The organism is Alphaproteobacteria bacterium, from assembly GCA_024244705.1.
Taxonomy (GTDB): domain Bacteria; phylum Pseudomonadota; class Alphaproteobacteria; order JAAEOK01; family JAAEOK01; genus JAAEOK01.
On record JAAEOK010000077.1, the window covers coordinates 1 to 24,111 of the forward strand.

Genomic DNA, 24,111 nt, shown 5'->3' on the forward strand with positions numbered 1-24,111 from the left:
GAGGAGGATCACGCCCGGCAGCCGGTCAAACCAGCCGCCTGATTGGTGTCCAGCCCCTGGGGGTCACTCCACACATGGGTAACACTTTTCGCCCGTTGGCGGGAGGTGTTGATGCCGTGGAAAGAGAGTTCGGTTATGGAGGAACGGTTACGATTTGTTGCCCGGTTGCTGGAAGGCGAGGGCATGAGCGATGTCTGCCGGTCTTTCGGGATATCCCGAAAGACCGGCTACAAAATCTTCAACCGCTACAAGGAACACGGTCTTGAGGCGTTGTGCGGCCGCTCGCGTTGAAACCCCAGGCCCGCCGCGTCGAGTTCCGCTTTTATTTCCTGACCGTACATCCCGACAAAGGGTTCGTTCATCACACCCGCGGCACCCAGCGACTCGACAGCGTCGAGCAGGTTCTCGATTGGCTGGCCCGGATCGTGTGCGCCAAGGCCCAAAATGACCGGACAGACGCCGGCATGTGCGAGAACGTCGGGGGCGACGGCAAAGGTAAGGTCGTTTGCATTGTCATACGGCAGGAAAGACAGCAGGGAAGGCAGGCCGCGGCAGCGATACACCGCCGTGCTGTAGGCGGCCAATAGATCGGCACCGCCTTTGACGGCGCCGCGCGCCGTCAATCCGGAGCCGACCCCGGCCATTATCAGCGGTCGGCCGCTATCGATTGAGCCCTTGAAACGAGCCGAGATCTCCTCAAGCATCGTCATTGTCTCCGCCCGCGCTTTCGTGACCTCTCCAAATCCCGATGAAGGCTTCGGCCACGCGGTCCGCAAATGCCGGGTCGTTGATGTTGAACTCCTCCTCGATGCACGGGATGTCCGATCGCAATGTTCGGCGGATTTCGGCACAAAACGCGTCATCCGCGTCGTCGTCGATATACGGGCCATCCGGCCGCTTCTGATAGCTGTCGAACCCGGAAAGCGGAAGCGCCACCACAGTCGGCCCTTTGGCTTGGTTCAGCTTACCGGTCATGATTCGCGCGAGCTCGATGGCCTCCTCCTTCTTCGTCCGGACGGCCGAGACATAGGGATTGTGCACGATCAGGCGCCGATCCGGCCCATTGAATTCGGCAGGAACGGTATCGCGTGGGCCAAAATTCAACACTTCGATGGCACCCGGCACGACGACTTGAGGAATGCTCTGCCGGCCGGCCGCCGACATCCGATCGGGCCCGGCACTGAAGACACCGCCGAGGAATTCGTCCGTAAGCTCGCTGGTCGTGAAATCCACGACGCCGTCGACCAGCCCTTCATCGATCATTTGCTCCATGGCGCGGCCGCCCGAGCCGACGGCGTGGAATACAATGGTTTCGAATCCCGCGTCATGGAGTCGGTCCTGAAGCCGCAGGACGCCTGGTGTCGTCACCCCGAACATGGTTATGCCCACAAGGGGGCGGCCGGCGTCTTCACCTTCACCCCGCCACACCGTCATCCCCGCGGCGGCCAAGGCGGCATTACCGAGGATCCGTCTCGAGAACCGGTTGAGGCCCGCAATGTCGGTCACGGAATGCATCAGCGTGATGTCGCGGGTGCCGATATAGGCGGCGGCGTTCGTCACCATGGTCGTCAGCAGCAGCTTCGGCATGCCAAGCGGCATCGCCCGCATGACGCCGCTGATGACCGAGGCGCCGCCCGAGCCGGCCGCGCCGAGGACCGCGTCGCAGCGGCCTTCGTCTCGAAGCTTCTTCACGATCGTTGTCGCACCACGCTCCATGGTCGCGAGCGCCTTGGCGCGAGTATCGCTTCCCTCGCGGGAGAAGCGCAATGTCTCGATCGTCGTCCCCGCCGCGGTCGCCACGTCCGCGGCTGAGATGTCGGGCTCGATCGCCGGGTCCTTCAGTACGCCGATATCGACGAGAACGACCTCGACGCCGGCGGTCAGCAGGTGTTCTTGCAAATACCGGTATTCGCGGCCCTTGGTATCCAGCGTGCCGATCAGAACGACGGTCGCCATCCTCTTCTCGCCTCAGCTCTTGAAACTCAGGTCTTGATAGGCCCGCAACACCTCCGTCAGCGCTTTCTCGACCGGAATGCGTTCGATGCTGGAGGCCGCCAGGAAGCCGTCGACGTCGGTGGTCTCGAAACAGCGTTGAACCTCCTTCGGACTTTCGAACGGGCCACCATGCGCCACGACAAGGATATCGTCGCGGACCTCGCGGGCGGCGGCGCTGAGTTCGGCGGTCTTGCGGCAGGCGGCATCGAGATCCAGTGCGTCGCCCGCACCGATCGTTCCGCCGGTGGTCAGGCCGACATGGGCGCCGATCACGTCGGCGCCCGCATCGGCCATCTGCCGCATCTCGTCCGGCGTGAAGGCATAGGCGATGGTGAAGATATCGCGCTCTCGGCATTTTCGTATCAGCGCGACCTCCTTTGTATAGCCCAGCCCGGTCTGGTCTATATGCCCGCGGAAAGTGCCATCGTAGATGCCGGCGGTCGGAACGTTGGTGATCCCGGAATAGCCGAGTTGCAAATAGGTGGTGAATAGGGCATCGACGTCGCGATAGGGGTCGGCCGCGCCGATGCCGCCGATCACCGGCGTATTGGGCGATACGGGAACGATTTTCCCGGCAAGGTCGATCGTCATCTGATTGGCGTCGCCGTAGGCAAGATAGCCGGCGAGCGATCCGTGGCCATCCATCCGGAATGGGCCGGTATTATAGGCCATGATGACGTCGACGCCGTTCCGGTCGAGGATCTTGGCGACGAGGCCGATGCCGGCCCCGCCCATGATAAGCGGCTTGCCTGCGGCCACTTTGGCGCGAAGTCTTTCAAGTATCTGCACACGGGAAAAGACCATTTCAATCTCCTCCAAAAGGGACGTTATCCGAAATCGCTTTCACTTACGTTCGCGGGGCCATGCCGAGCACGTTGCTGCACAATTCCCGACCGCCCATCAAAATATCGGCTCATGGATACAGGCGGACCTAACGCCCCAACACACTGAACGCCCCAACACACTGAACCTCCGCTTTCCGCCCGATAGCAGGCATATCCAGCGGCCTTGCGGAACGTCCGGTCACGACCCTCAAAAGGCATAACTCATGGGAAAACGCCGTTCTCAGGGTGTCACTTCGCCTTGCAATGTCTCACTCGGGACCGACATGCGCCAAACTCGACGGATCGTGGGCCAACGAGCTCCTTAGCTTCCCCTCGGTCCGCTCACTTACGCGATCAGCCGCATGCCCGCCGGGTCATGGCTCGGGACCTTGTGGAACGCGCCGTCCTTCATGATCGCGACAAGGCGATCGTGGTCCTGGAGGACACGAATGTTCGCCAGCGGGTCGCCATCGACGAGCAGCATGTCGGCGAGATAGCCTTCGCGGATGAGGCCGAGTTCGTTGCCCATGCCCATGATCTCACCGCCGTATTTGGTACCGGCTTGGATCGCCTCCATCGGCGACATGCCGACCATATCGACGAAATATTCGAGGTCCTTGGCGTTGGTGCCATGGGGCGTCCAGGCGAAGCCGTAATCGCCGCCAATCAGCACTCGGATTCCGCGCCGGTGCATCGCCTTCATAGTCTCGATCGCATGTTCGAGCTCGCGTTCATAGGCGATGGTGATCGGCGTGCCGGGCACGATCCCGTACTCGGCCGCATTGCGCGCCGTGTTGATCAGCCAGGCCAAGCCGGGTGCGACGAAATGCTTGTCCTTGTTGGCCTCCAACATATCGAGCGTCTCGTTGTCGGAGAACGAGGCATGGTAGATGATCTCGATCCCGAACTTGACGCAGCGCTGGATCGATTCCTTGGACCGCGCATGTGCCGCTAGCCGCCGGCCGCGTCCGCGCGCCTCGCTGACGGCGACCGCGATCTCCTCGTCGGTGAACTGGTTCTCCTCGGCACCCATGCCAGTGATCTCTTCCCCGGAGAGATTGATCTTGATCGTATCGACGCCCCATTTCATCAGTTCGCGGACTTTCCGCCGCATCTCCTCGGGCCCGGAGACAACGATGCCGAGATTGAGACCCTCATGGGGAATATGCGGTAGCGAGGCGTCGCCAAGGCCACCCACGGCGGTCAGTTCCGGCCCTGCGGCGGTATATCGTGGTCCTGGAACCCGCCCGGCATTGATCGCGTCGCGGATCACCACATCAAGCCGGGGTTTGGCCGCCGCCGCCCCGTAGCCGGCAGTGAATCCGGCATCGAGGACCGTTTTTGCCATATAGGCACAGTTCAGCGCGTGCTCCTCGGGGGGCATCAACTGTATCGGATCGATTCCCGGTGCGTTGTTCCAACTGAGATGGAGGTGGGCGTCGACCAGACCCGGCATCAGCGTCATCCCGCGGCCGTCGATCCGTTGGCCGCCGCTGCCGCCGATGCCGAAACCGCCGCCGGAGCGGTTGATCGCCCTGATCCGGTTGCCGGCGACGGTTACGTCGCCGGTGTAAGGCGGCTCACCGGTACCGTCGATGATGCGCACGTTGCTGAAAACGGTTTCGTGTTCGCCGCCGTTGGAGGAGCGTTTTCCGCCCCAGCCGACGAAAGTAGTGTCGGTCATGTCCCTGACTCCTTTGCTGTCCGCATTTTAGCGCGGTCTCGTCCAAATGCGCGCGCAGCAGTTCCGCCGAGCGCTGCGGCGCTTCCAGCATCATCCAGTGGCCGACGCCGGGCACGATCTCGAGCCGCGCCCCGGCGATGGCTTGTTGCAGGTGGCGCGCCATGTCGACTGGCGCGACCGGGTCCTTGTCACCGGCAATCAGCAGCGTTGGGCAGCCGATCGCTGCGTGATCGGCGACGTCTGCCACACTCAGCGTCGAACAATGGGCGGCGTAGCCGGCCGGGTCCTGACGCATCAGGCTTTCGCGCACAAAGGCCGCCGCGGCCGGATGACCATCGGCCACGCTGCCCGCCGCCACGGCATCGGCGATGGCGGCCATGCCCGCCGACCGCGCCACCTCGGCCCGTTCCTTGAGCGCCGCGCGCGCGGCGGTGGGCGGCTCTAGGATGGGCCCGAACAGGACCAGGCTGGCCACCGTTTCCGGCCTCTCCGCGGCGATATACTGACAGATCAGCGTGCCCATGGAGTGGCCGACGAAGTGAGCCCGCGCGACGCCCGCCGCCCGCATGGTATCGCGCACCGCCGACGCCAGACCCGCGAGGCCGGGTAACCCCGGCCGGGTGGCCGATCGCCCCGCGCCGGGTAGGTCCGGGCGCAGAACGCGAAAGCCGTCCAGCCCTCCGATCAGCGGCTGGAAGCTGTTGCTGGTGCCGCCGAGGCCATGGACCATGACCACCGCCGGTCCGTCGCCGGAATCTTCGATGACCATGCTGCCAAGCCGGAGTTCGGTCATCGCCTAAATCGCCTCCACCGGGTTTTCGGGCAGCGCGCGCATCATCCGTGACCCGTCGTCTCGTGCTCGGAGATCAAGACCGTCGATGCGGTCGTCTGTCGGGCTTCCAGGGCACGATGGGCGGCCGCGGCCTCGGTCAACGGGACCCGGTTGCCGACCTCGATCGAGAGTATCCGCCGGTCGATGGCGTCGAACAGCCGCTCCGTGAGGACGGCCAACTTCTCGGGCGTGTCCGTGTAATGGCCGTAATTCGGCCGCGAGATCGTCGCCGAGTTGGATGCCAACGCGTCGATGTCCCACGATCCGATCGGGCCCGAGGCCTGGCCGAAACTGACAAGATGGCCGCAGGTTGCCAGGGCAGCGACTGAATGGGCGAAACTGTCGCGGCCGACCGCGTCGTAGATGACGTCCGCGCCGCGTCCTCCGGTCAGGTCTCGGACCTGTTGTTCGAGGCTGGCCGATCCCGGCAGGATGACGTGTTGGGCGCCGACGCCGCGGGCGATACGGGCCTTCTCCTCGGTCGACGTCGCGCCGATGACGGTTGCGCCGAGATGGTTCGCCCATTGGCACAGCAGCCGGCCGACGCCGCCGGCGGGCGCGTAGACGAGGACCGTCTCGTCGCGGCCGACCGCGTGGACCTGGTGCAACAGAAAGGCAGCGGTAATTCCCTTCAACAAGCCGGCCGCGGCAGTCACGTCGTCGATACTGTCGGGCAGCGGGATGACCAGCGCGGCATCCATCGTCCGCACCGTCGCATAGGCGCCAACCGGCGGGCAGGCATAGGCGGCGCGCTGTCCTGGGGCCAGATGGCGGACGCCCGGCCCGACATCGACGACGCCGCCGGCCGCCTCCATGCCCAAGGCGCCCGGCGGCGTCAGCAGGTCGAAGTAGCCGGTCCGGCAATAGACATCGATGTAGTTGACGCCGATCGCGGTCTGACGCAGGCGCACCTGCCCGGGCCCCGGCGGTGGCGCCGAAACCGGCGCCGGGTGCAGCTCGTCGGCCCCGCCGTAGCGATCGATGACCATCGCCATGCCGTCGAGGGCCGGCCCCGATGCCGGCGCCGCGCCAGCCGCCAATGAAGATTGCGGCATCGGGGCATGCGATTCGACCCGCGACCGGATCGCTTCGAAACCGGCCTCGTAGACGCTTTCGGCGACCAACTGTTCGAACTCGCGTTCGCGCCCGCTGGGGGTGTCGAACCGGGAGCTCCACGTCCAGAAGGTCCGGTCGCCGTCGGTCACCGGCTTCAGTGCGACCTCGGCGACATAGTTCATCAGGGGGATCTCGCTTTCAGCGATCGCATAGCGGAAGCTGCGGTCCTTGTCCGACATCGCCAGAAGCTGCTCGCGCAAATGTTCGCCGGTGCCGAGGACGAAATTGCGTACGGCGCCGACCTGATCGGTCCGCTTGCCGCCTTCGAGTGTGCTGCGGTCGACGGCGGGATGCCACCGGTCGTGGCCGTTGAAGTCGCGCAGCACCTCCCAGACCGCCGCGATCGGGGCATCGATGATCGTGCTGCGGCGGACGGTGACCATCTCAGGCCCCGAACCTGCCCTTCAGCGCATCGAACCCGCCCTGGAAGACGTCGCCGCCGATGCTGGCGACCAGTTCGGCCTCGCGGTCCGTCGGGCAATCGAATTCGGCTGACCATTCGGCGAAGGTCCGCGCGCCGTCGGTGATCGGCGTCAGCTTGAGTGTGGCGACATAGTTCTCCACCCCCATCGGACTCTCCAGGATCGAATAGGTGCAGCTGTAGTCGTAGTCCGACAGAGCCAGCAGCCGCTCGCGGATGAAGCCGCCGTCGGTCAGGCGGAAGGCGCGCACGCAGCCGACCTGGTCGGCCGGCGCGCCGCCTTCGATCCGGCTTTCCGCGATCAACGGATGCCAGTCGGGCAGGCCGTTGAAATCGCGGACCGTCGCCCAAACACGCTCGGCCGGCGCGGCGATGACCGACGACGCATAGACCTGCGCCATTCCTATTCGTCCTCCTTCTTGCGGCCCTCGACCTCTCTGGCGATGCTGTGGGCGTCGCGAGCGGAGCGGAAAACGTCACCCATGCGGGCGACATTGGGGTTCTCGACGCCGATCTCCTTCATCATCTCGTCGATCAGCGGCGCCTGAGCGCGGTAGCGGAGCGCGCTTTCGATGACCTCGTCGGTCGGCGAGCGATGGCCGTCGCCACCGTTGCCGCCGAGGCCGTCGACATGGAGGATCTTGATCGCCTCGATCCGTTCCATCGGGCGTACGCTCTCGCGGACAATGCCCTCGAGGCGGTCGATCATCTTCGACCGCAGCATCGCCGCCCGGGCGTCCTGGCTGAGAACGTTCTCGGCCTCGTTGCGCAGGCGCTGGGCTTCGGCGGCGACGGCGGCGGTGATCTTCTCGGTCTCGGCGGCGATGCGGGCGGTGTCGGCGTCCTTGTCGGCCAACAGCCGGTCGACGGCCGCGATGCGCTCGGCGATCTCGGTTTCGCGGACCGTCGCCACCTTCTCTTCGGCCTCGACGGTGCGCGCGCGGGCGCCTTCGACCTCGATGCGGGCCTCGGCTTCCTCGAGCTGTTTCTGGAGCACGGTAATCTGGCGCCCGATCTCCGCCAGTTCCAGCGCCTGCGCCCGCTCGACCTCGAGCCGCTTGAGGTCGCGGTCCTGGACGATCCGCGCCTCCTCGAGGCCGCGGTTGGACGCGATCCGTGCGCGCTCGATCTCCTCCTGGGCGGAGATCTCGGCTTCCTCGATGGATTGGCGCTGGGCGACCTGATGCGAGCGCAGCAACCGGTCGCGCTCGATCCGCGCCTTATCGAGCACCTGTTCCTGGGCGATGCGGGCGGTCTCGACGGCCTTCTGCGACGCGATCCGCGCGGTCTCGATCTCCTGCCCGCGGGCGATGTCGCGACCTTCCGTTTCCTCCTCGGCGATGATCCGCGCTTCGCGCAATTGCCGATCCGAGACGATGCGCGCCCGTTCCACGTCCTCGTTGGCAGTGATTTCCGCGGTATCGAGCTCGTGGCGTTGCTCGATCTGCTGCGTCCGGATGTGCTTCTCGCGCTCGATGCGCGATTCCTCAAGCGCACGTTCCTGGGCGATTCGCACCCGCTCGACCTCTTCCCGGGCCTTGATCTCGGCCTCTTCGACGGTGCGCCGGTGGCCGATCTCGTAGGCGCGCGTCTCCTGTTCGCTGGCAATCCGCGACCGCTCGGCCTCGGCCTCCTCGGCGACCCGGGTCTGCTGGATCTGGGCCTGCTGGGCGGCGCGCAGGGCCTCGACCTCGCGCTCCTGTTCGAGACGCGAGCGCTCGCTTTCCTGTTCCAGCTTGAGGGTGTCCTGCTCGACCTCCAGATTGCGGCTGCGGATCGCGACCATGGCCGACTGTTCGATGTCGTTGCGCAGCTTGCGGCGCTCTTCGATGGTCCCGATCAATTGCGTCAGGCCTTCGGCGTCGAATCGGTTGGCCGGGTTAAAGAATTCGAGGTTGGTCTGATCGAGATCGGTGATCGCCACCGATTCCAGTTCAAGGCCGTTGCGCGCCAGCGCGCCCGCCGCCCGTTCCTCGACGACGGCGACATAGTCGCCGCGTTTCTCGTGCATCTCGTCGAGCGACATCTCGGCCGCGACCGAACGGAGCGCGGCCACGAACTTTCCGAGCAGCAGGTCGGCCAGGCTGTCGGGCTCCATCGTGCGGCGGCCCAGCGTCGAGGCAGCGGCGGCGACCGCCGCTGGTTCCTGGATGACACGGACGAAGAACTCGGCCTCGATATCGACACGCATGCGGTCGCGCGTGATCACCGCGTCCTCGCGGGTTCGCGCCACCGGGATGCGTACGACGTTGAGGTTGACCGCGGTCACCTCATGGACGATCGGCAGGACCAGTGCCCCGCCATTGATCACCACCGTTTCGCCGCCGAATCCGGTTCGCACGAAGGCGACTTCCTTGCTCGACCGGCGATAGAGCCAGTTAAGCAGGTAGACGACGACCACGATCAGGACGATCGCGACAATGAGCCAAAGAATGATCGATCCGATCAACGCACCGGTCATGATTCCATCCTCCCTTTAGCCGCTCGCAATATTCTTGAAGGCCATGGTTTGCTCGGTCAGCGCGCTTTCCGTCGGCAGCCGTTCCATCGACGAGGCGCCATAGAAGCCATGGCAGGTCTCTGTATTGTCCAGGACATAACGGGCGTCGGCCGGCATCGACACCGGCCCGCCATGAACCAGAACGATGATGTCCGGGTTGATCTTGAGCGCCGCTTGCGCCCAGGCATCGACCAGCGCCGGGCAGTCCTCGAGGGCCAAGGCGGTCGCGGCGCCGATCGACCCACCGGTCGTCAGGCCGAGGTGGCAGACGACGAAATCGGCTCCCGCCTCCGCCATTGCCGCCGCATCGTCCTCGTTGAACACATAGGGCGTGGTCAGCAGGTCCTTCTCGCGGGCGAGGCGGATCAGATCGACCTCCTGGCCATAGGACATGCCGGTTTCTTCGAGATTGGCGCGGAAGCTGCCGTCGAAGAGGCCGACCGTCGGAAAATTCTGGACGCCGGTAAAGCCGACCGCCTTCAACTCGTCGAGGAAGCGGTCGAAGATGCAGAACGGGTCGGTCCCGTTGACGCCCGCCAGCACCGGCGTTTGGTGCACCACCGGCAGCACCTCGCGGGCCATTTCCATGACCACGTCGTTGGCGTTGCCATAGGCCATCAGCCCGGCCAGCGACCCGCGTCCGGCCATCCGGTAGCGCCCTGAATTGTAAATCACGATGAGGTCGATGCCGCCCGCCTCCTCGCATTTGGCGGACAGGCCGGTGCCGGCGCCGCCGCCGATGATCGCCACGCCCCGGCGTTTCATGTCGTGGAACTTTTCCAGCAGGTCTTTTCGCTCAAAGCGCGGCATGTTGGCGCATCCTCGTTGTTGGGTGGATTTCTTCCAGGGCCTCGACGACCGCCGTCGCGAAGGCCGGGTCGTTGATGTTGTAGGGCGTGCGAATTAGGCGGCGGGTCGTTGTCTCCTGGAACCGCGTCGCGATCGCATCGAACAGTGCCTTGTCGGCGGCCGGATCGTGGAACGGCTGGCCCGGCGCATCGAGCGCTGAGACGCCGCCCTCCGGGATCAGGAAGCGCACCGGGCCGGTCATCTCGTTCAGCCGGCCGGCGATCCAATCGCCCATCCGCGCGTTCTCCTCGGCGGTCGTGCGCATCAAGGTGACCTGGGGATTGTGCTCGACGAAGGTGCGGCCGCGGTAGCGCTCGGGGACCGTGTCACGGGCGCCGAAATTGACCATGTCGAGCGCCCCGACCGACCCGACATAGGGAATGCGCGTGCGGATGAACGCGCCGAAGCGGTCCTCGGTCGCGGGAAAGACGCCGCCCATCATCATGTCGCAAACCTCGGTCGTCGTCAGGTCTACCGCCGCCGCCAGCATGAAGCTGTCGGCCAGCTTTTCCATCGACCGACCGCCGGTGCCGGTGGCATGAAACACCAGGCAGTCGTATCGGTCGTCGAGCAGCGCAGTGATCTGCTGGACGGCCGTCGTGGTGACGCCGAACATGGTCAGGCCGAGGCCAGGCTTCTCGGGCCCGGCCCGCCGATGTTGCGCCTCCTCGGCGCCGTCTTGGACCATGCCGGCCAAGGCGTTGGCCGCGTTCGCCAGGACCCGCCTGGAAATCCGGTTGAGCCCCTGCACGTCGGTGACCGAATACATCATCATGATGTCCGACGGGCCGACATACCGGCCAACATCGCCGGAGGCGACGGTCGAGACCATGACCTTCGGAATGCCAACAGGAAGGCCGCGCATGCCGGGCGTCACCAGCGAGGTGCCGCCGGAACCGCCGGCGGAGATGATGCCGCCGACGCCGCGCTGGCGCTGGAGCCAGTTCTCGAACGCCTCGGCCATGGCGCCCACCGCCGCGCCGCGATCGCCGGTAAACATCGCCGCCGCGCCGCTGCGGTGATAGGCGGCCACGACATGGGGCGGGACGTCGGCCGATGACGGCCGGCCCGAGGTCGACAGGTCGACAGTGCGCACCGGCAGGCCATGGTCGGCCAGAACATCACGAATGTAGCTGAGCTCCGCCCCCTTGGTATCGAAAGTGCCGACGACATAGACATCGTTGCCGGCAAGGGCGTGGAGCGGGGTCGGCGGCTCCTTGAAGATGGGCTCGGGCTTGGCGTCGAAAGGCCGGACCGGCGCGGTGTCGGCGGCCGGTCGCGGCGGCGCTTCCTGGCCACCTTCGCCCTCGCGCCAGGCGGCGCTCGACCACCGGGTCGGCGCCATATAGACGAGGTTTGTCGCAGCCACTGGTTCAGGCACGGATTCGGGCGCAGGTTCGGGCGCGGCCCTCAATTCTTCGGCCGCCGCCGGTTCCACGACCTCGGGCGCGGTTGGTTCGGGCGCGGGCGCTGCGGGCACCGCCGGTTCGGGGTCCTGGTGGGAATGGCGGCCGACGCCGAGCAACTGCTCCTGCAGGGTGCGGTCGCCGGCAAGTTCCTGCGCCGGCATCACCCGGCTGATGCGGCCGTTAACCATGATCGCGACGTCGTCGGCGATCGAGGTGGCGACCGCGATGTTCTGTTCGATCAGCAGGATCGCGACATCGCGTTCGGCGGCAAGCGTCGCCAGCAGCGACTCGACCTGCTCGACGATGAGCGGCGCCAGGCCCTCGGTCGGCTCGTCCAGAATCAGCAGCCGCGGGTTCTGCAACAGGGCGCGCGAGATCGCCAGCATCTGCTGCTCGCCGCCCGATAGCTGGCCGGCGCGGTTGCGCCGACGCTCGTCAAGGCGCGGGAAGGTCTCGTAGATGCGGTCGATGGTCCACGCGCCGTCACCGCTCTCGGCGAGCCGCAGATGCTCGTCGACGCTGAGCGAGGGCCAGAGCCGCCGTCCCTGCGGCGTGTAACCGACACCCTTGGCGGCGATCCGGTAGGGCGGCAGGCCGGCGAGCTCGTCGCCCTCGAAGCGGACCGAGCCGCGTCGGACCGGCAACAGGCCGACGATGGCGTTGCACAGGGTCGTCTTGCCCATGCCGTTGCGTCCGACCACCGCATGGACGCCGTGCTCCAGCGTCAGGTCGACGCCCTGGAGCGCGTGGGATTGGCCGTAATAGACATGCAGATCCCGAATCTGCAGCGCGGGCGCAGGTTCCCGGCGCTCGCGTTCGCGCCTACGCATGGCCCTGCCCCAGATAGATTTCCTGCACCTCGGGGTCGTTTTCGATCTCGTCCGGCGTCCCTTCCTTGAAGATCCGCCCGTTGTGCATCATCGTCACGCTCTCCGAGACCCGCAGCGCCACGTCCATGTCGTGCTCGATGATGATGTATCCGATGTGATCGGGCAGCGAGCGCAGGATCTCGACCAGTTCCCCCCGTTCGGTCGGCGACAGGCCGGCCGCGGGCTCGTCGAACAACAACAGCCGGGGCGCCCCGGCCAGCGCCAGGGCGATTTCGAGCTGGCGCTGCTGCCCGTGGCTGAGCGCGGCGACCGCCGTGTCCCGCACATTGTCGAGATGCACGGCCTCGAGCAGCGTTTCCGCGGCCTGCATCGCGGTGTCGTCGGGCGGCGGTCGGCGCAGCGCGAACCGCCCGCGGCTGACCCCACGGCAGGCGAGGTAGATGTTGTCGATCACGCTGAGGCCGTCGAATAGCAGCGAGATCTGATAGGTCCGGCGCAGGCCGCGCCGAATCCGTTCGTGGACCGGAAAGTCGGTCACATCCTCACCAAACAGGCGCACGCGGCCCGTGGTCGGCGGGAAATCGCCGGTGATGGCATTGAACAAGGTCGTCTTGCCGGCACCGTTCGAGCCCAGAACCGCGCGTCGTTCCCCCGCCTGCACCGTCAGATTGATGTCGGCAAGGGCGACCAGCGCGCCGAAATGGCGGCTGACCGCTTCAAGCTCCAGCGCAAAACGGCCGGCGCTTTGAAGTCGGGACAGCGCGTCGGTTCCGGGCGTCGACGGCATCGGACTTACATGCAGGACGGGTTTTCGCGGCCGACCTGCCCGTATTTCAGGAACTCCTCATAGGAGAGGCCGAAGGTCTGCGTGACCTGTGGGATCACCTCGATCGTCTTGTTGAGCAGGTTCCCATCGGGTCCTTCGATCACTTCGGTCAGGAACATGTCCGCGATCGCCTGGCGCCGTTCGTCGAGCGACACCTTGCCGGTCGGGGTGTCGAATTCCAACGCGGACAGGGCCGCGCGGAACTTGACGCCACCGTCGGAGAGGTCGCCGCCGACCTCGTTGAGCGCCAACAGGGCCGCCTTGGTATTGATGTAATAGCCATGGGCGAACAGCGAGGGCGACGGGAAGCCGTCCGGGAACTGCTTCTTGTAGGCAGCAACGAACCCGTTCCACGCCGGATTGTCCCAGGTGTCGGAGATTGGTCCCGCCGACGGCGTGCCGATCACGAAATCGCGGGTCCGGCCCTTCGAGCCGAGCACGGTCTGGTCAACGGTGATCGATCCGCCAATCAACGGCAGCTCGCCGCCGGTCTGCTCGTACTGGGTCAGGAAGTTGACCGCATCGGCGCCACCGAGCGCGACGTAGATCGCATCGACGTCATCCGGGAGCGCGGCGATGACCGACGAATAGTCCTTGTTGCCGATCGGGACCCAGAACCGGGCATCGATCGGCGCCTTGCCGCCGAGGCGGCAGAACGGCTCAAGAAAGCCGAAGACCTGGGTATAGGGGAAGGAATAGTCCTCGGCGAGCACGGCGACCTTGCGGTAGCCCTTCTTGTTGTAGGCATACTCGCCGAGCCCGGCCATCCACTGGGCGCCATCGGTGCTGAAGCGGAAGAAGTTCTCCGCCGGGCTGCGCAGGGTCGTGTCCTGGGCCGCCGAGGTGCCGTTGAGGAAGGTCACGTTGGGTTGGGTCTTGGCATAATCCTTGACCGCGAGGCCCTCGGAACCCGACAGCGGGCCGATCAGGACCTTGACGCCGTCCTGCTCGACGAGCTTCCGCGTCGCGCGGATCGCGCTGTCGGGCGACGCGTCCGACGATCCGGTGATGAGTTCGATCTTCTTGCCGCCGGCCATGTGGCCGAACTCTTCGAGCGCCATCCGGACGCCCCGGATGCCGTCCTCACCGGGCGCGGCAAACGCGCCCTCCAATGTTGCCAACGCGCCCAACTTGATTGAATCCTGGGCGACGGCAGGGCTCGCGAATGCCAACACGATGGCCGCCGCAAGTGCTTTCTTGGCTAGTCCGTGCATAATCACCTCCACTGTTCAGGTTTGTTCGAGCGACCCGGCAGCGTGCCGGTCGACCCGTTCCACGCGGCCGGACTTGGACCGCGTGCTTCCGCCAATCCGGAGCCGGGGACGGATCCGGTGCCAAATGCCGATAAGGCCATCCGGCGAAAATAAAACCACCAAAAGAAATGCCACTCCGATCACGGTGTTGAACCGCTCCCGGTCGATCAGGTCGATCGCGAAATTCTCGAGCAGGACAAAGGCCAGCGCCCCGAGGAACGGCCCGACCGGGTGCCGGATGCCGCCAATCACGGCAATGACCAGGATGTCGATGACGATGCCGACGCCGACCGAGCCCGAGGATATGCGGCCGTTGAACCAGACAAATAGGACGCCCGCGGTGGCCGCGATCAGGCCGGACAGAAAATAGGCGACGATGCGATGCAGGGTTACGTTGTAGCCGAGCGCGCGCATGCGCCGCGGGTTATCGCGGATGGCCTGGAGCCCGAGCCCGAAGGTCGAGCGCGAGGCGTAAAGGACGGCGAGGAAGAAGAAGCCCGCCACGGCCAACGATAAATAGTAGAACGGCACTGGATCGCGCCAATAGACCCCAAGCAGCGTCGGCGGCTCGACCCCGGCGAAGCCCGTCCAGCCGTTGAACAGCACGTAGTTCTGCCGCACCAGGTAGAAGAAGGCGACGGCGATCGCCAGCGTGATCATGATCGTATAGATACCCTCGGTCCGGACCGCGACCGCGCCGACGAAGGCGCTGAACAGGGCGGCGCCGAGAATGGCGGTCGGCACGAACAGCCACCACGGCCAGTCGAGCCCCATCACTTCGACGCTGTTGTCGCCGAGGATCGCGACCAGATAGCCGGCGAGGCCGGCCACCGTCATTTGGGCCAGGCTGACCATGCCGCCATAGCCGGCCAGCATCATCAGCGACAGCGCGATCGTCCCGAGGATCAGCGAATAGGCCCCGATCTGGAAGACGAAAAAGTCGGAGGCGAAGGTCGGATAGGCGATCAGGACGACCACGGTGGCGATTGCCGCTGGATGGATATCGCTGACGGAATGGCGGCCGGAGAATAGGCTGCGCGCGTTCATGCCTAGCGTTCCCCCATGATGCCCTGCGGACGCACGGCGAGGACGACGACCATGATCAGGAACGTCAGCACGACGCCGTAAGTCGGGAAGTAGGCGAGGCCGAACTGTTCGGCGAGCCCGATCAACAGGGCGCCGATCGCCGCGCCGGTGACCGAGCCGAGGCCGCCGACGATGACCACGATCAGGGACGCCAGCAGGTAACGGAGGTCCTCGCCCGGTGCAATTGACAGCGCCGTCCCGCCGACGACGCCGGCAAACCCGGCCAGCCCGGCGCCGATCGCGAAGACAAGGGCGAAGACGAGCTGCACGTTGACCCCGGTTGCCGACAGCATCTCGCGGTCGTTGACGCCGGCGCGGATCATCATCCCGACCCGGGTCCGGTTGAGGAACAGCCAGAGGCCGATCCCGACCGCGACCGCGACGAAGAGGACGGACAGGCGATAGACCGGATATTTGATGTAGACCGGGTCGCCCGAGGCCTTGATTACCGATACCACCGGCAGGCTGGCCGCACCGAACAGCCATTCCGGCGGCTGGAACTGATAGGTGGTGCCGGTCCACACCGCCAGCATCAGGTCGGCGGCGATGATCGAGATGCCGATCGTGACCAGGGTCTGGCGCAAATCGTCCCCTTCCATGCGGCGAAAGACGAGGACCTGCAACAGCATCCCGCTGAGCCCGATGGCGACGAAGGCGGCGGCAAGGCCGAGGAACCAATTGCCGCTGGCCTCGGCGACCTCGTAGCCGATATAGGCGCCGAGAAGATACATCGAGCCGTGCGCCAAGTTGACGTTGCGCATCAGGCCGAAGACCAGGGTGAAGCCGCTGGCGACGAGGAAATACAGCCCGCCCAGGGTGATCCCGTTGAGCAGCGTATTGACGAAGGTCTTCTTGCGGCCGAGGGCGTCGATCAGCCAATCGGGCCAGACCGCGGCGATCAGCCACAGAAAAAGCGCCGCAACAACGGCGATCACGATCGCCCAAAAGGTATGGCGCTCGATGAACTGCCTCATGGGGTTTTCCGTGCCGGCCTAAGGCCGGACACGGCGCTCCCGCGTGGCGCCGAAATGCGGCATATCGTTGTCCCTCCCTGCGGCGCCGTCGCCAGCGCGACGGACACCCTTCATTTCGCTAGCGCGGGCCCCCGATCGGGCGGCGCCCATACCGCTGCAGCGTTGTTAGTTCCGCTTTGAAAAGCCTGTCTCGCCGGGACCGCCGCTGCAACCGGCGAAATCAATCGATTGGGTAAATTTGGGTAAAATTATTTGATATATTGACTGAATCCATTTTCGGTCGTGAGTCATTCTCAGGCCGGTCCGACCGAATCGCCATGGCGCGACCCCTTGCCGACCGTGGGACATCGGCCGGCTGCGGCGCGATGCCCGGAAAGGACGGCTTATCGCGGTCGCAATTCGGCCGGCCGGGGGCTAGGCTGGCCGATGATGGTGAATTGCATGACATGGCGGATCGTCCTGCGGCACGGAGGCCCGGACGCGGCGGCGGACATTCCGGCCGCGGTCTTGACGATCGGGCCCCGGTTCCGCCAGGAGGGGATGCCGGAGGAGGTCAGCATTCTGCTGCCGACCAACGCGGGTCCGAAGCGACTTATCGACGCCGTCGCCGAGGGCTCGGCGCCGGTCGACGGCGCGATCCTCGGCCTGTTTCTCGCCAGCCCGTTCCTGAATGTCGAATCGGAGGGGCGGCGCTTGGCCCAGGCGGGGGTCCGATGGGTGACGAATTTGCCCAGCGTCGCCCAGCAGGACGAGGAATTCGCCCGCCAGCTGTCCGATGTCGACCTCGACCACCGCCGTGAGCTGCAGTCGTTGGCGGCCGTTCGCGACCAGGGGTTCCGGATCGCCCCCGTCGTCGCCGACGGTGCGGACGCGGTGGCGGCAGTCGACATCGCTCCCGACGCCTTGATCGTGCTGCCGCGGGTTGCCGATTTCGCCGCCGGTTTCCCGTCCCTGCGGCAGCGCGGCGCCGCCATCCAGGCGGTCGCCAATGCCGTGGCGGCTGCGGGCTGGCCGGGGCCCGTCTTCGGTCTCGGCAACACGGGGGAGGCCGAACACGAACGGCTGTGGCCGGAGCGCCTCGACGGCATGATCTGCCGCCCGGTGCCGGTGTGACGGGGTGGGTCCTGTTCAGCCGTCGAGACCATACTTCTTGATCTTGTTGTAGAGGGTCTTGCGAGAAATGCCGAGGGCGGCCGCTGTCTCCGTCCGGTTGAAGCCGTGTCGCCAGAGGGCATCGACGATGCTGTCCTTCTCGGTGCGGATGACGGGCGCGGCGTCGGCGTCCTGTTCCAGGACCGGGAGCAGCTCGGACGGTTGAACCGGCTCGTCCCACGACCGGTCGGCAAGCGCGCCGAGGAGGGCGCGCAATTCCGCCTCGTTGCCCGGCCAATGATGAGCGTGGAGTTGTTTGGCCGCCGCCGCCGAGAAACGCGACCAGTCGACGGCAACGCTCAGGCTGTCTGCGGTCATCGCCTCGATCACGGTCATCAGGTCGTCGATGCGCTCGCGGAGCGGCGGCAGGCGCAGGGTCCAGCCGGTCATATGGGCGATCAGCTCGGGCTCCAGTCCGGCGCCGGCAAGGGCTTCCTCTTCGTGGCCCTCGGCAACCGGAAAGTCGCAGACCAGGGCCAGCCGCGGCACGACCGGCAGCGGGCGCCGCGTGCCGACCGCGCGGAAGGCGCCGTCGCGGAGCGCCCGGGCGAGCCGCCGCTGGGTCGCCGGCGGCAGGCGCTCGGGCGCACGAATGACAAGCAAGCCGATCTCGCTGTCGGCGAGCGCCGGCCGGCGCCGGGTGATCGTGTCGCGGTGGCCGAATAGGATATTGCGCGCCCGGACGGGTCGGTCCTCGCCGGCGACATCGACAGTGACGATCGCCGACGCGCGGGCCTGACCCTTCGGGGCGCTCAAAGCCTTCAGCGCCGGCATCGCGCCGATGCCCCGTTCGGCGAGCAGCAGGACCGGCTCGGATGCCGACGCCAGCGCCCGCAAACGGCGCAAAAAGGCGAGATGAGGCCGCGAGGTGCCGACTAAGCCGAACTGCCGCGCCCAGGCGACGAGGCCGGAATCGTCCGAATCAAGTTCGGCGCCATGCTTGCTGGCGTGGCGAAAGCGGTCAATCTGATCGGCGACCGACACCTCGAGCGGGATGCGCTCGATCGTCGAGCCGCCGACATAGCCGTCGATCGGCGCGAGGTTAACGATTCGCCCCAGGTCCTCCGCGGTGACGATTGGCCCGCCTTCGAGCAAGAAGCGCGTCGCCGGGTTGATACGTTTTATCAGGCGGCCGACCTCGCGGGCCACGGTAGCGACCTCCTCGATCGTCGCCCGGCCGCGGTGGCCGAAAACGCCGCCGACGTTCCAACCCAGGTTCAAGCAGATGAGGTCGATCGCCGCATCGGCCGCCAGCCGTGCCTGGGTCCGCGTCGCGCAGTAGAACATAGAGGTCAGGCCGACATCCTGGGCCGCTCGCAGGAGCTCGACCTCGCGCTCGATCCCACGCCCGGCACGCGCCAGGAGTTGTTGCATCGGGCGCGAATAGTGCATGCAGCTGGGGAAATTGACCGCCCCGGCGAAGCCGGCGTCGCGGATCGCCTCGGCCTTGCCCACCGGGTCGAAATCTGGTTCCCAGACGTTCACGCCGAGCAGGACCGGAATCCGGCACTGAACGAGCAGCTCCTCGCGGGCGAAGCGGTCGGTCAGGTTGTCAGCATCGAAGATCGGTAGCATGCAGGCGATCGAGGGCGCCCCCATGTTGCGCAGCCGGCCGGCGTTGATCGCCAGCAGGATATCGGCCCCGCCGTGTTCGGCGGCGAGCGCCGTATTGCCCGACCCGATCGCCGCACCGATCAGGAACTTGCGGGGAAACGGCAGCCCGCGGCCATCATCGTCGCCACGGAAGCCTTTTCCCGACGTAGCCACAACCAGAGCCTTTCATTATCCGAAACAGTGATAACACTAGTTGGCCACGCTCGAACTGGCCAGACTAGGCAGTCCGCCCAGATCGCCGCGGGCTGCCTCCTAGCCGCCTAGCAGGCTGCTGAAAAACTATTTCCGGCATGGATTTGAGCAAGAATGATTCCTAAATGACCCGGGGGCGATTCTTTCTTTTCGCTAGTGGCACCGTGTCGATTCTTTTATTGCGAGCCCTGCCCATCTCACCGACTTTTTCAGCACCCTGCTAGCAGGTTGCTGAAAAAGTCACGATTTTCGCGCTTTCAGGATAGCTTCGTCGCCGAGGTGGAAATGGAATTCGATTTCGAGGGTTCCATCATCTTCGAGTTCGGCGGATCCGTCACCGCGCGCCTCGTCCATTTCATCGAAGCCCTCCCAAGTGAAGAAGATGATCCGACGGGAATATTCGCAATCGAGGCCGCCCTTGACGCAACCGAATGCAAAATCTCCATGGCCATCACTTTCAAAGGTCATGTGAGCGGGCTCCAGGAGATCGAGAAAGGTACGATCCCAGAGATCGGCTTCGGTGATGCGCCATTTGCCGATCAGTTCGCAGACAATCTCCCTTGTCATGGCGGCGCTTGGGCGAGGAGCCTGGGCAAGCGGATCAGGTTGTAGGCGGCAGCGGCGAAGGTGAAGGACGCCTCGACACGAGGTTGCCCACGAAAGCGGGTCTTGGCCTGACCGGCGATAGTCTTGACCCAGCCGAAGACCTCCTCGATCCGTTTGCGATGACGCTGCGAGAGATCGTAGCCGGGCGGCGTTGGAATGGGGTGGCCACCCCAGCCGACCTCGGCTCGCCGCGCCATATGGGGCACCAAGCCCCGCTCCTTCAGCGCCTGCTTGAAGCGCCAGACATCATAGGCCTTGTCGGCGCCAAGCGTGGCGCCAGCGCGAGGTGCCTGGCCGTCGACCAAGTCCAAGGCGGCCTCGCGTTCGGCTGTACCGCTCGTGCGGGTCACCAGGATGCCAACCACCAAGCCGTTGCGGTTCTCCATCAAAGCGTGACCCATGAAACAAAGCTTGCTCTCCTTGCCACGGCCTTTGCGATAGAGCCGCGCGTCCGGATCAGTGGTGCTGGCATGGGTCTCATTCTTGCGCCTTTGGCCCCGAAAATCTCGATCCGGATTGCGGTCCTGGCCAGGGCCGCCATCGTCCTTGCCTGACCCATCAGCCTCTTTGGGGCGGAAAGACTTCATCGACGCCCAGGCCTCGATCAAGGTTCCATCCACCGAAAAGTGATCCTGGCTCAGAAGGCCCTGCACACGCTCATGCGCGATAATCCCGGACAGAAACTTGCGGGAGATTTCCGCTTCCAGAAGCCGGTCTCGGTTCTTGCAAAACACCGTCGCGTCCCAGACCGCCTCATCAACGCCGAGACCGACGAACCAGCGGTAAAGCAGATTGAAGTCCAACTGCTCCATCAACTGGCGTTCCGAACGGATTGAATAAAAGACCTGCAGCAGCAGAGCCCGAAGCAGCTTCTCGGGTGCGATCGACGGGCGGCCCCTGTGCGAATAGACCACCGCAAAATCCGCCGACAAACCCACAAGAACGGCGTTCACAACCTCACGGATCAGCCGCAGCGGATGGCCTTCCGGAACACGCTCCTCAAGATCAACATAGCTGAAAAGCGCGCCGCTCCTTCTGTCCTCACAACGCATCAACGCCTCCCTGTTCTCCGCAAACAGGGAATCACTCTCCTAGAAACAACGCGAGGACTTTTTCAGCAGCCTGCTAGTCACCTCGCCTCCTTGATTGATTCTTACCTGGGCTGAGCTAGGCTTCGGTGCCAGGATACTCTGCTTCCGCAACCTCGACCATCTGCGCCATTCCTTCAACGATATAGCCCCATTCCTGGCGAAGCTGTTCGGCGTTCTCGAGTGCCTTCTTCGTCCATTCTTCTGTGTCCAAATAGATGAAATCCTCGGAACTCCCTTGCACGCCGCGCGCGTCAAGCGCGATGCCTACAATAAAACGTCTGTCCGGCATAGTCGCCTTACCGGCGATGCAACGGGCGTGCAATTGCTCGGACCTCGCTTTGCGATACCTGGCATGGTCCTGACCCCGGTCCCCGGGACCCACGAGAAGCACATAAAGCACGTCTTCTTGAGGCGACGGAAAACAGCTGCCGATATAACCATCTCTTGCTCGTTCCACGCGTTCAAGAATCCATTTCGCGAGCAATCGCCGCGAGAAACGAGTCTCACCGGCCATTACCCGGACCGCCCGTTCGTAGTCGGTGATCGCTATCTCGTTGCCCTGCCCAAGATCCTCATTCATGTACAAATTTGTCAAATATCCGATAAGGCCGTCCCAGAGGAAGGAAATCTCGTTCTCCTCGCGTGCGGCAAGGAACTGTGCGTCAGCCTCAACTTGCTGCCAAAGGTTCGGCTCGAGCCGGAATGGGGTTGAACTGGGAATAGGGAACTCGCGATTGTGCCAAAGGAAGTAGCCCAAGAGGTCCAGCTCTGACTCCGCAAACGCAAATCGCCCTGAATCGAAAAGCGCCTCCTTCTTTCGCAAGTAGTCGAGGAAGTCGGCAGTCGTCGAAAGCTCAGATAGAACGATAGGCAGAGTAATCTCGTTGAAGACATGAACGAGCCCCTGGGCGGCATTGATCTTTCCAACTGTGAAGCGCTCACTGTCGTCCTCGGCGATTGCCGAGATAGTCACGTCTCGTCGGCCGGTTTCAGCCATCGCTCGATCCGATGCTCCAAGGGCAATGCAGACACGATGAACCCGCAGGTTCGTCCCCGGCGGGAGCACTATTGGCAGTGGCCTGGCGCATTTTGCATCGAGAAAAATGCGTTCGGGTGATTTCTGGACCCAATTTTCGGCCCGATGAATCTGGTGTGCGGATCTAGCGATTGAGCGACGATACCATCGGCTCCAATCTAGCGCGGCATCACCGCTGTCCGGATAGGCGCAAGACTTATCGGAAAAGATAACAATATCATCGCCAAACACCACCAAGAGGTCGCACAGCTCCTTGGCCACCGCACGATACAGATTCGGATAGCTCCAGAACGAAAGAAAGGAACGATCGCAAAGGTTGGATAAAACCTTTTCGGATGGAGTCAGACCACTGGCTTTCGTAAACCGCATCCTAGCCTCGGCACAGATATCGTCACGCAATTTGCTCAAGATGCTTTTCGGCGTTCTTCTTCTGCCCCGCATCCTCCATAAATCGCCCCTTCGTGCCGTCATGGTTTGCAGATTGTTTGCAAATCATGAGCGGAGTACGAAGTTCACACTCGGTTCACTTAAAGGTGTCTTACCCCAAGCGCTTGGCACCGAGGGGAAATTGGCGGAGGGGGTGGGATTCGAACCCACGGTACGCCTAAGCGTACAACGGTTTTCGAGACCGCCCCGTTCGACCACTCCGGCACCCCTCCGCGGACTGTGATTGGTCTTGGCCGGCGCGCCTTTCCGGAGCCGGCGCGCACCCTAATCGAAAGGCCTTGGCACCGCAATCACATCGTTGTCCGATGCTCGTTGTTGCGGGTTGACTCGCGTTGCGCGGCCGCTATAGTGCCGCCGCTCTGCAAACAGACTGCTTGCACTCTCAGTCTGTTCGCTATTTATATATATCCCCAAAGGTTGATCGGACATGTTCGCAGTCATCAAGACAGGCGGGAAGCAATACAAGGTCGCGCAGGACCAAGTGATCGTTGTGGAGAAACTCCTCGGCGACGCCGGCGCGGTTGTCGAATTCGACGACATCCTCGCGATCGATAATGGTTCCGCGCGCACCATCGGCACGCCGGGCATCGAAGGTGCCGGCGTTCGCGGTACCGTGGTCGAGCAGATCAAGGACGAGAAGGTCGTCATCTTCAAGAAGAAGCGCCGCAAGAACTATCGGCGCAAGAATGGCCATCGCCAGCAGCTGACGACAATTCGCATTACCGAGATCGTTCCCGAGGGTTTCAAGAAGGGCGCTGCCAAGAAGACGGCGGCGGCCAAGTCCGAGGCCGCGCCCAAGGCGGCGGCTACGCAATCAACCTCCCCGGATTCGGCTGGAAAGGAACCGGCTGTTAAGAAAGCTGCTGCTAAGACGGCAGCGGCTAAGAAGACCGCGGCCAAAAAGGCGGTGGTCGGAAAGCCTGCGGCAAAATCGACATCTGCACCTAAGGGCACAGAATAGGAGGATTTCATGGCAGCGAAAAAGGCGACGAAGAGGACCGCGGCGAAGAAGAAGGTCGCGAAGAAGAAGACCGCGGCCAAGAAGAAGGTCGCGAAGAAAAAGACGGCGGCGAAGAAGAAGCGCTAGCCGAGTAGGAGAAAGAGATGGCTCACAAGAAAGCAGGCGGAAGCTCCCGCAACGGCCGAGATTCGATCGGACGGCGGTTGGGGGTAAAGAAGTATGGCGGACAGGCCGTCATCGCCGGCAATATCATCATCCGTCAGCGTGGCACCAAATTCCATGCCGGCGAGAATGTGGGCCTGGGACGGGATCATACTTTGTTTGCTTTGGCCGATGGCGTCGTGAAATTCACGCGCCGGGCAAATGATCGAACATTTGTGTCGGTGGTACCACCGTCGTCATAGACGCTCCCG

The 24,111-nt window shown here is 64.4% G+C and carries 20 protein-coding genes, 1 tRNA gene and 2 pseudogenes; 4 read left to right on the forward strand and 19 right to left on the reverse strand.

Going from position 1 to position 24,111, the window contains the following annotated elements; translation table 11 throughout:
- Positions 1 to 111 precede the first annotated feature (111 nt).
- A pseudogene (locus GY791_13605) lies at positions 112 to 288 on the forward strand (helix-turn-helix domain-containing protein).
- Here the strand turns inward: GY791_13605 and GY791_13610 are convergent.
- The 14 genes from GY791_13610 to GY791_13675 form a co-directional block, all read right to left on the reverse strand.
- A complete protein-coding gene (locus tag GY791_13610) occupies positions 246 to 704 on the reverse strand; it encodes a phosphoenolpyruvate hydrolase family protein (GenBank protein ID MCP4329460.1) in 459 nt (152 codons plus the stop codon). The pseudogene GY791_13605 and the gene GY791_13610 sit on opposite strands and share 43 nt — an antisense overlap.
- Positions 697 to 1,956: a UPF0261 family protein gene (locus GY791_13615; GenBank protein ID MCP4329461.1), complete on the reverse strand. Its 1,260-nt coding sequence runs from the start codon at positions 1,954 to 1,956 to the stop codon at positions 697 to 699. The genes GY791_13610 and GY791_13615 overlap by 8 nt, the downstream gene beginning before the upstream one ends.
- A gap of 12 nt (positions 1,957 to 1,968) precedes the next feature.
- Complete coding sequence (locus tag GY791_13620; protein MCP4329462.1) at positions 1,969 to 2,799, reverse strand: phosphoenolpyruvate hydrolase family protein; 831 nt, start codon at positions 2,797 to 2,799, stop codon at positions 1,969 to 1,971.
- Between the two features lie 366 nt (positions 2,800 to 3,165).
- Positions 3,166 to 4,503: an amidohydrolase family protein gene (locus tag GY791_13625; protein MCP4329463.1), complete on the reverse strand. Its 1,338-nt coding sequence runs from the start codon at positions 4,501 to 4,503 to the stop codon at positions 3,166 to 3,168.
- Entirely contained in the window at positions 4,400 to 5,296 is an 897-nt protein-coding gene (locus tag GY791_13630) for an alpha/beta fold hydrolase (GenBank protein ID MCP4329464.1), read from the reverse strand. The genes GY791_13625 and GY791_13630 overlap by 104 nt, the downstream gene beginning before the upstream one ends.
- Before the next feature lie 41 nt (positions 5,297 to 5,337).
- Positions 5,338 to 6,834, reverse strand: coding sequence for a zinc-binding dehydrogenase (locus GY791_13635; GenBank protein ID MCP4329465.1), 1,497 nt, complete (start codon positions 6,832 to 6,834; stop codon positions 5,338 to 5,340).
- A 1-nt stretch (position 6,835) separates the two neighbouring features.
- Positions 6,836 to 7,273, reverse strand: coding sequence for an SRPBCC family protein (locus GY791_13640; GenBank protein ID MCP4329466.1), 438 nt, complete (start codon positions 7,271 to 7,273; stop codon positions 6,836 to 6,838).
- A gap of 2 nt (positions 7,274 to 7,275) precedes the next feature.
- Entirely contained in the window at positions 7,276 to 9,333 is a 2,058-nt protein-coding gene (locus GY791_13645) for a flotillin family protein (GenBank protein MCP4329467.1), read from the reverse strand.
- 15 nt (positions 9,334 to 9,348) lie between these two features.
- Positions 9,349 to 10,182, reverse strand: coding sequence for a phosphoenolpyruvate hydrolase family protein (locus tag GY791_13650; protein MCP4329468.1), 834 nt, complete (start codon positions 10,180 to 10,182; stop codon positions 9,349 to 9,351).
- A complete protein-coding gene (locus GY791_13655) occupies positions 10,169 to 12,460 on the reverse strand; it encodes an ATP-binding cassette domain-containing protein (protein ID MCP4329469.1) in 2,292 nt (763 codons plus the stop codon). Before GY791_13655 ends, GY791_13650 begins: the two co-directional genes overlap by 14 nt.
- Positions 12,453 to 13,247, reverse strand: coding sequence for an ABC transporter ATP-binding protein (locus GY791_13660; protein MCP4329470.1), 795 nt, complete (start codon positions 13,245 to 13,247; stop codon positions 12,453 to 12,455). Before GY791_13660 ends, GY791_13655 begins: the two co-directional genes overlap by 8 nt.
- A gap of 5 nt (positions 13,248 to 13,252) precedes the next feature.
- Entirely contained in the window at positions 13,253 to 14,500 is a 1,248-nt protein-coding gene (locus GY791_13665; GenBank protein MCP4329471.1) for an ABC transporter substrate-binding protein, read from the reverse strand.
- A 15-nt stretch (positions 14,501 to 14,515) separates the two neighbouring features.
- Positions 14,516 to 15,586, reverse strand: coding sequence for a branched-chain amino acid ABC transporter permease (locus tag GY791_13670; protein MCP4329472.1), 1,071 nt, complete (start codon positions 15,584 to 15,586; stop codon positions 14,516 to 14,518).
- A 2-nt stretch (positions 15,587 to 15,588) separates the two neighbouring features.
- Complete coding sequence (locus GY791_13675) at positions 15,589 to 16,599, reverse strand: branched-chain amino acid ABC transporter permease (protein MCP4329473.1); 1,011 nt, start codon at positions 16,597 to 16,599, stop codon at positions 15,589 to 15,591.
- 441 nt (positions 16,600 to 17,040) lie between these two features.
- On the opposite strand from GY791_13675, the gene GY791_13680 reads away from it, so the two are divergent.
- A complete protein-coding gene (locus GY791_13680) occupies positions 17,041 to 17,712 on the forward strand; it encodes a hypothetical protein (GenBank protein MCP4329474.1) in 672 nt (223 codons plus the stop codon).
- A gap of 15 nt (positions 17,713 to 17,727) precedes the next feature.
- Here GY791_13680 and GY791_13685 read toward each other — a convergent pair whose 3' ends face one another.
- The 5 genes from GY791_13685 to GY791_13705 all read right to left on the reverse strand — a co-directional run bounded on the left by GY791_13685 (position 17,728) and on the right by GY791_13705 (position 22,949).
- Positions 17,728 to 19,518, reverse strand: a complete 1,791-nt coding sequence (locus GY791_13685; GenBank protein MCP4329475.1) for a hypothetical protein — start codon at positions 19,516 to 19,518, stop codon at positions 17,728 to 17,730.
- 279 nt (positions 19,519 to 19,797) lie between these two features.
- Positions 19,798 to 20,124, reverse strand: coding sequence for a hypothetical protein (locus tag GY791_13690; GenBank protein ID MCP4329476.1), 327 nt, complete (start codon positions 20,122 to 20,124; stop codon positions 19,798 to 19,800).
- Positions 20,121 to 21,215: an IS5 family transposase gene (locus GY791_13695; protein MCP4329477.1), complete on the reverse strand. Its 1,095-nt coding sequence runs from the start codon at positions 21,213 to 21,215 to the stop codon at positions 20,121 to 20,123. Before GY791_13695 ends, GY791_13690 begins: the two co-directional genes overlap by 4 nt.
- Positions 21,216 to 21,330: 115 nt before the next feature.
- Positions 21,331 to 22,698, reverse strand: a complete 1,368-nt coding sequence (locus tag GY791_13700) for a hypothetical protein (GenBank protein ID MCP4329478.1) — start codon at positions 22,696 to 22,698, stop codon at positions 21,331 to 21,333.
- A gap of 161 nt (positions 22,699 to 22,859) precedes the next feature.
- A tRNA-Ser gene (locus GY791_13705) sits at positions 22,860 to 22,949 on the reverse strand.
- Between the two features lie 215 nt (positions 22,950 to 23,164).
- Between GY791_13705 and rplU the strand changes: the two are divergent.
- Positions 23,165 to 23,824: pseudogene (gene rplU / locus GY791_13710) on the forward strand (50S ribosomal protein L21).
- A gap of 17 nt (positions 23,825 to 23,841) precedes the next feature.
- Positions 23,842 to 24,102: a 50S ribosomal protein L27 gene (rpmA, locus tag GY791_13715; GenBank protein ID MCP4329479.1), complete on the forward strand. Its 261-nt coding sequence runs from the start codon at positions 23,842 to 23,844 to the stop codon at positions 24,100 to 24,102.
- The last annotated feature ends 9 nt before the right edge of the window (positions 24,103 to 24,111 follow it).